The organism is Bacillus sp. RIT 809 (assembly GCF_016892495.1).
Lineage (GTDB): Bacteria > Bacillota > Bacilli > Bacillales > Bacillaceae_G > Bacillus_A > Bacillus_A cereus_U.
Genome location: NZ_JAFEMR010000004.1, coordinates 52651 through 65706, shown reverse-complemented (window position 1 = coordinate 65706; position 13056 = coordinate 52651). Strand labels below are relative to the sequence as shown.

The window sequence follows — 13056 nt, the reverse complement described above, 5'->3', positions numbered from 1 at the left end:
GTTTTGCAGGGCTTTTTATTTTTCTCTATTATATCATGGATGACTTCCCTACTAAAATTCTTTAACGGACATGCTGCGATCCAATTTAATCTTTCTTTCCTTCAATCATTCATAATCAATTATAAGTTAAACCCCCTCTTTTAATAAAAGAGGGGGTTTTTACCATTCATTTCAGCTACTCAAATTATGCAGTTTTCTTTTCTTTGTTAAAAATCGCAAACAATTTATATAACCCTAAAGAAGCTGGGATATTCATAAATGCAAATGCCTCATAAGTATAATGAGGGGCCGTTTCCCATAGTAACAAGAAAGTAAATACCCCTAATGTACTAACCATCGCAATCCGGATAACTTCTGATTCAGTTTCATCTTTCTTTTTATACAGTATAACAGCTGCCATAACAGCTACATACACGAATAATTTGATAACATACGAATATATAGTAACGATTTTATTATTCGTTGAACTATAGTTCGATACGAAATTAGTTACCATATCATTCTTCTGCTCAAACCATTCTCCAATACGGTACATGGAGAACTGACTCGATACCCATTCTCTAGTTATTTTTTCATTTAGATGTTCTATGTAACCCATTACACCAAGTTCTTTGAAACGCTGTACTATAACTTCTTTATTGTGTTCATTCAAGTCCTTCGTATTCTTCATGTTTTCATCATCAATATAATCTGCATCCGCTTGATTCCAAACACCATACGTATCTTTGTTAACACCCATTTTTACCCAGTGGGAATACGGAATTTTTTCAATTTCATTATCGGTACTGAGATTTAGTTTTGTCGTTATACCTTTAAAACTTACAATGAGAATTAAACAAAATAAAACACTACTTAATACCTTTACAGAATATTCCTTACGAAACTTTAAAATATTTTCAATTAAAATCGCTAATGCTACCGCCAATGCTGTCGGTCTTATAATATAAGTACAAGCTGCGAAAACACCTAATAAAATCCATAAAATAATCTTCATTTTTTTTGTTTTCGCCGTTTTCAAACATAAATATGTATACATCGTTGCTGAAATGAAAAATACTACTAATGTATGGGTGTAAAAAACCGGTGCCTGCCAATATATAAAAATGTTTAGCACAGATAACACAAGCGAAATGTGAGCAACTTTAAAGTTTGTAATTTTCCTTACAATCAATACATTTAAAATAATACTACCTGTTATACATGCGATCGGTAATATTTTTATTGCTAATTCTACGCTCCCTATTAATTTTGCAAAATACCCACCGAGTAATACAATGTGTGTATTATATGGATAAAATAGAAGCTGTCCCATTTCTAAAAAATGATTATCCCCATTAAATACAGAAACAATTCCTTCTTTAAGGATGGCATAATCTCCCACAACAGGGTTAAATGCTATAGAAGTAATAATTATTTCTATCGTCAAAATGCTCATTATACCTAAAGTAATCATGATATTTGTAGACGTTCTTTTCATTTTATTAATAACCCATTTATAATACATCAAGAAGAGTGCAAACAAAAGAATTGTCGCTACTATAACAACACCTACTTCACTTGCAGTATACTCCTCAGTCGGATAAGGAAATTCTCCACTCATCAAAATTTTTTTCGGAATAAAAAATTTACTTACTATCATTGAAAACACAGACAAAAATACCGTCATGACAATGATTGGGTACGATCGACCCACTATTTTTTTTACAGACATTCTTATATTCTCCTATATCTCTAGCATTTCCCAATTAATGATACGCTATCAAAATTACACTGTCAAACCACCGTATTGTATTCCCTGTATAATCTGCTTTGCTCTTAAGGTTTTCTACATATATTTACATAATTTCCGCTATCCATTCACTAAATCACCTCACAATTTTGCGAAGACGTTAGGTCGGGAATCTCGATTGGTGAAGATTAATAATCAGTGCAGGATGAACACCATCTACTACCTCTGATTCTTCTTTTTTATCTATTTCAACACTCGCATGTTTATCTGCTGGATTATCTGCAAGTTCTAATATTTCAAAAGTAACTGCAACAGCAAGAGTTCCCATAATTGCTACTATTCCTAGCCAAGTTAATATTTTATTTTCCTTCTCCCTATCTGTGCTTATTTAATCCTCTCATAAAATTAAATAACTCCCTTTCATTAACCTAAAAAACTTTGATAAAATCAAACTCACTATTCCGTTTCTTCTCGACAAAATAAAAAGACCAACGAATCATAAAATTCATTGGTTAGACGTGTAAAATTTATCGCTTACCTAAATTTGATTCTATCATCTATTCAAAGTACTTTCAGTTAAAAAAGGTAATGGACATTACAAAAGCTTATGCAAGTTATACATAAGCTTTTTATTCATGATTAGATATTTTTCAAATCCTACGCCTTAAAGCAAGTCTCAAAAAGATTAAATATAATAGTCAGGATTTTCATCCATTTTAATTAAAAATTCTTCTAAAGAACCAGCTATTTTCGTTGAACCATAATATATAGGGCATTGCCCTAATTCATTTGCTTGCTTAAATTTAATTGTTAAGAAGCTAAGTTCTGTCACTTCAAAAAACACTAATGATTCTTCATCGTCTACACCATCTAGGTTGGGATTGTATTCATAAATATCTTGTCTTAAACGGAAATCTGCAACTGAAATTGGGTCCATAAATCTGTTAAAAAACGTTCTTTTATCAGACTTTAAAAACCCACAACCTATTTCTTGATAAAAGCGTTTCAGTTCTTTTGGAAGTTCCATTTGTAATAGGCTTTCCGCTTCATCTATTTCCTCTTGATATATAGGATAGAAAATAGGTTCTTGTTTAGAACGGATACTTCTGTCTGCTACAACATATTTTTGCAAAAAATCAAACATAGCTTTTACTACCTCCATTAGATTCAATTGAAGTGATATTCTCTTATGATGTAGATTATTGTAAAGCTAAATCGTTAATATATTTTATGAAACATATTATTCATCGTCATAATCACGTAAGCTATTAAGCAATTCTGTAAAAGATGAACAAACAGGATAGATTGCTTTTTCTATCTCTTCTTCCTCATGTTCCCAAAATACAACCGTTGGGGCTTCAGGATTATCTCGGTAATCAAAACATAATAAATTGCCAAATGGGTCTCTAGCAAAAGGGTATACTTTATCAACTAATCTATCTTTTATACCTTCATAGTTTTGGACAATCGAATATTCATCTTCTCTATGAAGAGTTAAGAGGTCACTGAATACATTTTCATCTTGTCCTGGTACATCAAATACTTTTGGGTTAGGGTATCCCCCGTCGTATTTCTTCACGCACGCAACAAAATCGTTGGGTAATTTAATATTAAAATATTGTTCTACTTTTTGGATTTCTTCATCTGTAATTGGCGTTTTACTCATAAAGGACCATGTAATATTGTTCATTTTAATACCTCCTATTAAAGAAGGGTTATTTTTAACGCTTCCTCAAGCATTGTATTGAAATCATTATATGTGTTCATCACTGTACCAGATGGTTTATCAAGTTCTAGATACGTACCGTCTGATAAGTTTTTGCAAAACCACGCAATATTTGAATCTCCAAAGAAAAGATACTCTTTTTGAAATTCATTTTCATACCAAATCTCATTCGTTTCTATAAAGCCGCAAATTTGTTCATTTTTTTCTATTTCTAGTAAAGAAGGGTCAACTCCGTAAAGTACCAGTCCATTAAAATCTAAACCATTTACAGTTTTAAGAAACTCTTCGTATTCACTCGGTAAATCAACATTAAATTTCTCTTTTGCATGTTCTCTTAATTTCTGAACTTCGCTATCTGTTGATGGTGTATTCAGTTCATCATTAAAACTTTTCTCTATTTTTTCAATTTCTAAAATCAGATTTTTCCACATATAAAAAACTTCTTTCTAAGAGTATTTATTTTCCTTTAGGATAGGTATTATATTTGGGTATAGACCAAGTTATATCTGCACTATCTCCATCTTGTAAGTGTCTAGTTAATGTAAACCATTGCTTCAACTTCTATCAGTTATTTTAGAACTTTCTTTTACATGTTTGCTTTTGAATCCCATACCTCTACAAATTCAAAACCTTTTAAATCGCTTTCTAACACTGCATTTCTAAATTCATCTGATACCAAAACGGAAGGAATATGTAATATTTCATTTAAGTAAACTTTAAATATTGTTTGGTTCTTAACCATATTAGGTAAGAATGCGTATTTTTTGAAATCTATTACTAAGCCAGAACGTAATTTCTTTAGTATAGCTTTCTCATAGTCAATAGCATCTATTGCATTTAAAACGTTAATTATATAATACACTTCTCCCGTCACATCATGAATTAGGGGAAGAAATTCTACATTATCACCCAGCATAGATTCTAAGGATTTTTTAGCTTTCTCACTAACCATCGGTGTGCCAACTTCTCCCCAAAAATGAGGGAAATCACTGTGATTTCCTTCTTCTACACAATTAATACGTAGTTCTCCCCATGACTCAGATACTTTTACTGCTGAATCAATTTTCCCTTCAAAATACTTTTTTGAATATTCCTCTAAATCCAATAGTTGAAAAGATTCATAGTCATCAAATAAACTCTTTAATTCCCAAATTTTCATCTTTTTTCTCCTTTACTATTTTTCTAGCATAAATAAAATTATTCCTTCTTCGGTTTATTTAATTTTAATTAACCATTTACAATGGCAAAACATACTATGTAACAGCAAATGAAGCCTATGTATATGTGAGGTAGTAGGTAGCAAAAAAGCAGAACCTGATGAAAGCTGAGGTTCTGCTTTTTTTATAATGTCTGTCAGCTTTTGAAAGTCATTTTAACTACATATTTGATTCCGAATCCCATACCTCTACAAATTCAAAGCCTTTTAAATCACTCTCTAAAACTGCATTTCTAAATTCGTCAGACACTAAAACAGTAGAGGAGTGTAATCTTTGATTTAAATAGGTTTTAAATATTATCTGCCCTTCAACTACATTAGGCAAAAATACGTATTTTTCGAAACCTATTATTAATCCTGTACTTAGTTTTTCAAAAACTGCTTTATTGTAGTCAATTGCATCAATTGTATTTAAAACGTTTATTAGGTAATAAACTTCACCTGTAACATCATGGGTTAGCGGAAGAAACTCAACATTATTGCAAATTAGAGGTTCTAATACCTCTTTTGCTTTTCTACTAACCATTGGCGTGCCAAGTTCCCCCCAGAACATAGGACAATCACTATGATTATCTCCTTCTACACATTCAACAAGAATTTCTCCCCATGAATCAGATAGCTTTATTGCCAAATCAATTTTTTCATCAAAATATTTTTTACGGTCTTCTTTCAAATTTAATAGTTGAAAAGATTTATAGTTATCAAATAAGCTTTTTAATTGCCAAATTTTCATACCTTTTACTCCTTTATAATTTAATTAGTAAAATAATTAAGATTATTTAGGTTGATTTAGTTTTAAACTACCATCCAATAACCTTTCTCTTATATTCTGCAAAGCTGCAAATGCATCTGCTTGATTACCCCCAAAGCGTTTAACTTCGCTTCATACTCTGTATACTTTTCTTATATACTCTGGACTATGATTACCTATATGTAATGCTTCAGTAGTTACATAATCGTTCACTTTATATGGTAAAAATACCCCATTAGCAGCAGAATCAGGATGTATTCCAAACTCTTCTAATAGTTCTTGTACCTGTGCCGCCCTTTTATCATTCCAAGGTCCGATGTGATGTGCTGCATTAGAGTATGGGGTGGTTCAATCCCTGCATCCTTAAGTTCTTCACGTAATACTTTAGATGCTGTATACGAATCGGGATAATCATTTTTTACATCTACTCTATCAAGAACTTTATCTGCATAATCCTTTATTACTTCTTGAACATCTTTGACCCTACTTCTTCCACCAGTTTTGGAAAACATAAATGTATCACGGGCTTCTTGTAAAGCTTCAAAAGTTTTTATCTGATTGCTACCAAAGCCACTAGTACCTGCAAATGCAAATCGTTCTTTCAATGGTAATTGATTCGAAACGGACGAGATACCTTCTGAGAATTTTGTTAGATTCGCACCTTTTGCGATTGTAGTTACTTTACTTATTCCTTTATCACCAATCAATCCTAATCCAAGCCCCATAAAAATACTTGTTCCCCATTTTGTACGACTTTCCACATCACCATGCCAAAAATCATTCATAAATGAATCCGAAACAGTATTCCAAGCAGTAGAAATTGTCTCTATAGGGTGACCTATAGCATACTTAATATTTTCTTTTGTTACTGTATCGTCTAGTGAATCAGATCCTTCTACAATCCCTCCGATAACTTGCCCAGAACCAATGTATATACCGTCCCAAACTTTTATGCGAATATAATTAGATACATCTCTTTACGCTTGTTTCTCACGCTATATCCTCCCTTCTAGCATTCCTTGTACGCAGCCTCTCCTTAAAGCTTCTTATCGTACTTCTAGCGGAATCAAATGATCGCCCCGTCTTTTTCGATAATGCTCTAGAAATTTCAGCCTCCGTAACCTTATCGTAATTATCCGCCGTATGTATCATAGTATCTAGCACAATAAAGTCTATTTCCTTTTTGCATATATTTTTGTATAACCTTGCGTAAGTTTCTTCATATGTACTTATATTATAGATCGCTTTTTCTTCCGTAGTATCTGTACAATTCTCTAACGTTTCCAATACGTTAATATCCCCGATCAACGTTAACGCCTCTCGCTCCTTCCCTCTACTTCCGCAATAATGTCGTACACTTTGATATACTAGCCATCTAACTCGATTGTCGAAGTCTCTTCGATCTATATCAAACGATCTAATCGCATACCTTATTTTACGGAAACAATCCTCGATAAAATGCGTTTCATTGTTTATACGATACCAATTGTCTTTGGCTAGCCGTTCGATCAGCGGTATGTAGTGCGCCTCGACCTTCGTTCTATATTTATTATTATCACATATTCCAGTGTAACAATCTCCCACTTCCTTCTTAGCTAAAGTCGCTAATCTGTTTAATGTTGCGTTTATGTCTTCGCCTTTATGGCGTATTGTCTTATATTAAGTCGTCTTTCCATGCGTAAGTCCTCCGCCTCTTATAGCGCCCTGTGTCGACCTTCGATATTCAACTCACTTCCGCTAGTGGCGTTTAATACCGAATTTATGCTATTGACAATCGGTGGACGGCGACTAGCCGAGGTGAGCGAAGCTAGGTTGAGTTGGGCGCAGTTTTCACCCCTATTCGCATTGATGAAAAAATAACGAAGCGTTTAAACTTCATCGTAATTTCGTAGTTTCTATGCGAATAAGAGGTAAGGCGGTTTACTAGCATCGGATCGCTTGTAGTTTATCGTAGTAACGCATTCCCCGTCCTTTACGATTTCTCGTAATATCGACTTTCTACACCACAAAACGTCCCATAGTGCGTAAATCTTTCGATACACCCTGTTACCGTAGTAACAACGTATTTCCACCCTTGCCGTACAATGCCCGCAATCGGCTAGACCTATACGACGCACGGGGAATGATATGCGTTGGCTTTATACTTTCTATCGCTTCGACTGGATTCTTGCGTATCTCCCGCTCTACTTCGTATAAATAATTAAAAAACACTTTTATATTTCGAATATAATTAGAAATCGTCGTAGAACTTAAAGGCTTACGATAATCGTCTCACTTATGCGGAAAATTAACTGTCGCAGATTTTTCGTTAACTGTTACCGTATACTTACCGCGTTCTCTCAAATACTTAATATAATGACGTATGTGTGCCGATTTAACTTTATCGACTTCACTTATATCAAATTCGTTCTTTATGTACGCTGAAAATAACTTAAGTGTTTGTTCGTAACTTTTCAAAGTCTTAATCGAAAGATTCTTCGACGTACAATACAACATAAAGTTTTCGATTTGAAATCCGAAATCAGACAACAAAAAAACACCGCCCTCTCGATAGTTTTAGTAACTACCAAAAGAACGGTGTTTATCACCAAATGACCGTGTTATTTATCGGTCAAAAAAGATATTTATTGCTCAACGATCTTTAACGTTAGATTCGCGTCAGATACTGTTATATCAGCGTTTACGAAGCCTTATGTTCAAGTCTTAGCTTATCCGCAACCATTGCGATGAACTCGGAATTCGTAGGTTTTGCTTTTGACATGGATACTGTATAACCAAATAAGGACGAAATAGAATCAATATTCCCACGGCTCCAAGCTACTTCAATTGCGTGACGGATTGCGCGCTCGACACGACTTGCTGTTGTATTATATTTCTTTGCGATATCTGGATATAATACTTTCGTAATAGATCCTAGTAATTCGATATCATTGTACACCATAGAGATTGCTTCTCGTAAGTACATATATCCTTTAATATGAGCGGGTACACCAATTTCATGAATGATACTTGTAATACTCGCATCTAAGTTTTTCGGTTTGCCATCAATCGTTGTTGCTGATCGGAAAGATGGTAATGGACGTTTTATGGTAGAATTTTCCTTACCACTAACTTGACGAATATGACTTGTTAAATTCTCCATATCAAATGGTTTTAATATGAAATATGATGCCCCTAAATCAACCGCTTTTTTCGTCACATCTTCTTGTCCGAATGCTGTCAACATAATAACGTTAGGTTGTCTTAACCTTTCAATATGTCGCATTTTCTCTAGCACAGCTAGACCATCTAAATGTGGCATAATAATGTCTAAAACGAGTATATCAGGCTGCTTTTCTTTCAATAAGTTTAAACATTCTTGACCATTGTAAGCAATCCCAATAACTTCCATATCATCCTGAGCAGCAACATAGCTCTCTAGCATCGATACCAATTCTTTATTATCATCCACAAGACATACTTTAATTTTCTCCACAGTTTTTCCTCCCTTACCGAATCGATTCTTCCGACATGTGTAAGCTTCTAGGCTACATGAATTGTTCGACAATTGTGTGAAAATTCCCTTTAAAGTTTCTTACTTTCCGATAAAATCACAAAAAAATATGTTTATCGTTCATTTTTTTCCTTTCGCAACACATTCCATCATAGAATTACAGCGAAACGTTCAACCCTTTGCTTATATTTTACAACAAAAAACAGCTCTTGCGGAGCTTTTACAAAATTTCAACGAATTTTTCAAAAGAAAAGCGAGCTAATATGTATTAGCTCGCTTTTTTCTCTTGATCATAAATATTAATTCCAGCCTCATGTAACATCCATTCAATATGAACACCGTATCCTGACGTTGGATCATTTACAAATACATGTGTAACCGCACCAATTACTTTCCCATTTTGTACAATCGGACTTCCACTCATTCCTTGTACAATGCCACCCGTTTTTGCTAGTAAACGTTTATCTGTCACTTTTATAACCATACCTTTTGTAGCCGGGAACTTTTGTGGTACTGTACTAACAACTTCAATATCAAACGCTTCCACCTTATCTTGATTAATAACTGTTAATATTTTCGCTGGCCCTTCTTTTACTTGATTGGATAATGCGATAGGCATTGCTTTATCCATTATGCCGTTTGTCATATTTGTATTTAATTTCCCAAAAATACCATACGGGCTATTTATTGTAATATTACCAATCACTTCACGATCCGGTGAAAATCTTGCTAATTTCTCTCCCGGGTTCCCGTGACTTCCTCTTTCAATAGACGTTACTGTCGAACGCATAATTTGTCCATCTTCTACTTGAATTGGCTTTTTTGTATCATTATCGGAAATTACATGACCAAGCGCTCCGTATTTCATAGAATCTGGATGTACAAACGTCATCGTTCCGATACCAGCTGCTGAATCACGAATATACAATCCAATTCGGTAAGAAGATTCACCATTGTCTTTTTGTGGTGTTAGCTTAGCACGAATATATTTTCCATCTCTTAATAAAACAAGATTAAGCGGTTCACCTGTTTCTCCACTATTATGAATAAATGGTGCTACATCACTCATTCTTTCAATTGTTTTACCATTGATTTCAGTAATCATATCTCCAATCTGTACACCAGCTGTTTCACCAGGAGATACTTTACCCTTTTCAGTTTGAATTAAATGATGGCCTACAACAAGTACACCTTTTGTGTTCAATTTTACACCAATCGATTGTCCACCTGGAATAACTTTAAAATCTTTTAATACTTTCACATTTACTTTTTTCACTGGAAAACCAGCAAGTTGAAACACCATATCAGCTTCACCATTTTGGTGAGAATTTACCATAAGTTCTTGTTCATTTGAACTTACAGTAAATACATTACGATTTGTAGATGAAGCCTTAAAAACTGGTAATGATGCTATTTCTGATTGTTGTCCTTCAAAAACAACAAGTTGCTTCGGCGATGAAATAAACGTTCGAAGCGGTTTAAAACATCCAATAAAAACTAGAGAAACAAGGAGACAAAGACCTATTATTTTTCGAAATCTTTCTAATTTCAATTTGTTCACTCTCCTCGCTCCTACCCACATTCAGCCTCTTGGCTTCACTTTTTAATCTCTCCTTGCAGTGCTTTATTTATAACCGGAAGAATTAAGAAATCGTCATTTGAGAAAAAAAAGCTATCCATTACTGGATAGCCTCTGCTGTCTGTTTGAAATGATGCGCTTGCGTAAGTAACTCTTTCGCATGCTCTGTCGTTAAATCTGTAATTTCAACACCAGAAATCATTCGAGCAATTTCTGTTACTTTTTCATCCGTACTTAACACAGTAACCGATGTAATCGTCCGATCATTCGCTACTTGTTTTCTAATAAATAAATGCGAGTCCGCCATTGAAGCTACTTGAGGTAAGTGCGTAATACAAAGTACTTGCGAGTTTACTGATACACGATAAATTTTTTCCGCAATAGCCTGCGCAACCCGACCACTCACACCCGTATCCACTTCATCAAAAATAACAGATGCAACACCTTGATGCTTAGAAAAAATGCTTTTTAAAGCTAAAATAATACGAGATAACTCTCCGCCAGAAGCAACCTTTGAAAGTGGCTTTAACGGTTCACCCGGATTCGTTGAAATATAAAATTCCACATGATCGTAGCCATCCGCCGTAAGTTTTACCGGTGTTCCTTCCACGAGAGGTTCTTCTACATTTCCTACCCTCTTCATAATTCTCACTTCAAATTTCGTTTTTTCCATATATAGTTCTTTTAATTCTTGATGAATAGCGCTTGTAAGATGATCCGCAAGCTCATGACGCATAGTACTTAACAACGTTGCTTCTTTTACAATAACACCTTCTAATTTCGTTAACTGCTTTCTCGTCGTTTCAATATGTACGTCTTTATTTTCAATCGTAAAAATTTCTTGTTCAATTTTATCAGCATACGCTAAAATCTCTTCTACAGTATTTCCATACTTTCTCTTTAACATACGGATTTCATTCAAACGTGTTTCAATTTCATCTAGACGTTTCGGATCATATTCCATCATATCTAACTTTTCTCTAAGCTGATATGCAACTTCTTCTAATAAGTAATAACTATTTGCAATGGAATCATGATTTTCTTGATACGCTTCATCTAAGTGCGTAATACTCTCCATTTGTCCCATTGCATTTCTTACGTGATCTAATCCCTGTCCGTCTCCACTTAACGAACGATACGCATCTCCTAATGCTTTATAAATCTTTTCAAAATTGGAGATTTTTAATCGTTCCTCAGTCAATTCATATTCTTCATCCATTTTTAAATCCGCCTTACGAATTTCTTCATGTTGGAATTGAATTAAATCTAGACGATGGGCCATTTGTTGTTCATTTTCACTTAAAGATTTTAGCTGTTTTTTTAACTTCTCATAGTCTGTATATACATTTTGATATATGGCCAATTGTTTAACAATGCGATTTCCATCAAAATGATCAAGCATAAACATATGACGCTCTTCATTCATTAAATCTTGTGTTTCATGCTGTCCATGAATATCAACTAGCGTTTTTCCAATCTCTTTTAATATGCTGAGTGTAACAAGTTTCCCATTTACACGACAGACACTTTTTCCGTTAGCAGCGATGTCACGCTTCAAAATAATCATGCCATCTTCTATTTCTATATCTAACTCTTCTGCCTTTGCGATACATGGATGCTTGGCATCTTCTACATAGAATAATCCTTCTATCTCAGCCTTTTCTGTTCCATATCGAACAAATTCTGCTGAACCACGGCCACCAACAAGCAAACTAATTGCATCAATAATAATGGATTTTCCAGCTCCTGTTTCACCACTTAAAACGGTTAAACCTTTTTGAAAAGAAATATTTAATGCCTCAATAATAGCAAAGTTTCTGATCGATAATTCCGATAACAATGCCCCATTCACCTCGTTATAAACTAATCCCCAATTAAGGGCTTTTCTCAGTATTCTTCATTCAAATAGTTATACTATATGTTTGTATGTATAAATTACTCTTCTAACCCGCTCCATTGTACCAAACATTCGTTTTACGGGTCAATCCACCTATTTTCTAACTTCATTCAAAAAAAATAATGTATTGTATTTGAAAATCCATATTTTTCGCCAATAAAAATATCTTGTTTACTTTCCACTTTACAGAGGAAAGTAAACAAGATTTTTCTGTTACAGCATATTTAAGAAACGATCAGAGACAACACCTGTATCTTCAGGTGTACGGCAAATAATTAAGCAAGTATCATCACCACAAATGGTTCCGACGATCTCATCCCACTCTAAATGATCAATAAGTGCCCCAAGTGAATGAGCGTTACCAGGCAATGTTTTTAGCACAAGCATATGTCCTGCCGTGTCTAATTTTACAAATGAATCCACTAGATTTCGTTTTAATTTTTGCAACGGATTAAATCGTTGATCTGCTGGCAAGCTATATTTATAGCGACCATCATGTAATGGCACCTTCACTAAGTGCAGTTCTTTAATATCGCGCGATACTGTTGCTTGCGTTACATTAAACCCCACATTACGTAAAATATCAACTAGTTCATCTTGTGTTTCAATTTCTTTGTTCGCAATAATTTCCCTGATTTTAATATGGCGCTGACCTTTATTCATAC

At 34.1% G+C, this 13056-nt stretch carries 12 protein-coding genes and 2 pseudogenes; all 14 read right to left on the bottom strand.

Annotated elements, in window-relative coordinates; all coding sequences use genetic code 11:
- Positions 1-184: 184 nt before the first annotated feature.
- The 14 genes and pseudogenes from JTF23_RS06090 to argR all read right to left on the bottom strand — a co-directional run bounded on the left by JTF23_RS06090 (position 185) and on the right by argR (position 13054).
- Complete coding sequence (locus tag JTF23_RS06090; protein ID WP_204208290.1) at positions 185-1711, bottom strand: glycosyltransferase family protein; 1527 nt, start codon at positions 1709-1711, stop codon at positions 185-187.
- A gap of 178 nt (positions 1712-1889) precedes the next feature.
- Positions 1890-2057 (bottom strand): hypothetical protein, encoded by a 168-nt coding sequence (locus JTF23_RS27725; RefSeq protein ID WP_252188000.1) that lies wholly within the window; start codon positions 2055-2057, stop codon positions 1890-1892.
- A 357-nt stretch (positions 2058-2414) separates the two neighbouring features.
- Positions 2415-2873 (bottom strand): SMI1/KNR4 family protein, encoded by a 459-nt coding sequence (locus tag JTF23_RS06080; RefSeq protein ID WP_204208289.1) that lies wholly within the window; start codon positions 2871-2873, stop codon positions 2415-2417.
- A gap of 96 nt (positions 2874-2969) precedes the next feature.
- On the bottom strand, positions 2970-3419 hold the full coding sequence (locus JTF23_RS06075; protein WP_204208288.1) for an SMI1/KNR4 family protein: 450 nt from the start codon (positions 3417-3419) through the stop codon (positions 2970-2972).
- Positions 3420-3433: 14 nt separating this feature from the next.
- The gene (locus tag JTF23_RS06070) at positions 3434-3886 is read right to left on the bottom strand and encodes a YrhA family protein (protein ID WP_204208287.1); all 453 of its coding nucleotides are present in this window, start codon (positions 3884-3886) and stop codon (positions 3434-3436) included.
- A 155-nt stretch (positions 3887-4041) separates the two neighbouring features.
- Entirely contained in the window at positions 4042-4614 is a 573-nt protein-coding gene (locus JTF23_RS06065; RefSeq protein ID WP_204208286.1) for an imm11 family protein, read from the bottom strand.
- A 217-nt stretch (positions 4615-4831) separates the two neighbouring features.
- Positions 4832-5404 (bottom strand): imm11 family protein, encoded by a 573-nt coding sequence (locus JTF23_RS06060; RefSeq protein ID WP_204208285.1) that lies wholly within the window; start codon positions 5402-5404, stop codon positions 4832-4834.
- Positions 5405-5446: 42 nt separating this feature from the next.
- Positions 5447-6372, bottom strand: a pseudogene (locus JTF23_RS06055) (AHH domain-containing protein); the annotation flags it as partial.
- A 40-nt stretch (positions 6373-6412) separates the two neighbouring features.
- Positions 6413-7098, bottom strand: a pseudogene (locus tag JTF23_RS27720) (hypothetical protein).
- Positions 7099-7693: 595 nt separating this feature from the next.
- Complete coding sequence (locus tag JTF23_RS27715) at positions 7694-7918, bottom strand: site-specific integrase (RefSeq protein WP_252187998.1); 225 nt, start codon at positions 7916-7918, stop codon at positions 7694-7696.
- Between the two features lie 184 nt (positions 7919-8102).
- Entirely contained in the window at positions 8103-8897 is a 795-nt protein-coding gene (gene spo0A / locus JTF23_RS06045; protein ID WP_016100158.1) for a sporulation transcription factor Spo0A, read from the bottom strand.
- A gap of 286 nt (positions 8898-9183) precedes the next feature.
- The gene (gene spoIVB / locus JTF23_RS06040) at positions 9184-10476 is read right to left on the bottom strand and encodes a SpoIVB peptidase (protein WP_204208284.1); all 1293 of its coding nucleotides are present in this window, start codon (positions 10474-10476) and stop codon (positions 9184-9186) included.
- Positions 10477-10594: 118 nt separating this feature from the next.
- Positions 10595-12334 (bottom strand): DNA repair protein RecN, encoded by a 1740-nt coding sequence (recN, locus tag JTF23_RS06035; RefSeq protein ID WP_016106127.1) that lies wholly within the window; start codon positions 12332-12334, stop codon positions 10595-10597.
- A gap of 270 nt (positions 12335-12604) precedes the next feature.
- Complete coding sequence (gene argR, locus JTF23_RS06030) at positions 12605-13054, bottom strand: arginine repressor ArgR (protein ID WP_002015076.1); 450 nt, start codon at positions 13052-13054, stop codon at positions 12605-12607.
- Positions 13055-13056: the final 2 nt, after the last annotated feature.

Excerpts from the sequence above, each read along its gene's own strand:
- JTF23_RS06090 (WP_204208290.1), bottom strand. The coding sequence starts at position 1,711 with ATGTCTGTAAAAAAAATAGTGGGTCGATCGTACCCAATCATTGTCATG.
- JTF23_RS27725 (WP_252188000.1), bottom strand. The coding sequence starts at position 2,057 with ATGGGAACTCTTGCTGTTGCAGTTACTTTTGAAATATTAGAACTTGCA.
- JTF23_RS06080 (WP_204208289.1), bottom strand. The coding sequence starts at position 2,873 with ATGTTTGATTTTTTGCAAAAATATGTTGTAGCAGACAGAAGTATCCGT.
- JTF23_RS06075 (WP_204208288.1), bottom strand. The coding sequence starts at position 3,419 with ATGAACAATATTACATGGTCCTTTATGAGTAAAACGCCAATTACAGAT.
- JTF23_RS06070 (WP_204208287.1), bottom strand. The coding sequence starts at position 3,886 with ATGTGGAAAAATCTGATTTTAGAAATTGAAAAAATAGAGAAAAGTTTT.
- JTF23_RS06065 (WP_204208286.1), bottom strand. The coding sequence starts at position 4,614 with ATGAAAATTTGGGAATTAAAGAGTTTATTTGATGACTATGAATCTTTT.
- JTF23_RS06060 (WP_204208285.1), bottom strand. The coding sequence starts at position 5,404 with ATGAAAATTTGGCAATTAAAAAGCTTATTTGATAACTATAAATCTTTT.
- JTF23_RS27715 (WP_252187998.1), bottom strand. The coding sequence starts at position 7,918 with ATGTTGTATTGTACGTCGAAGAATCTTTCGATTAAGACTTTGAAAAGT.
- argR (WP_002015076.1), bottom strand. The coding sequence starts at position 13,054 with ATGAATAAAGGTCAGCGCCATATTAAAATCAGGGAAATTATTGCGAAC.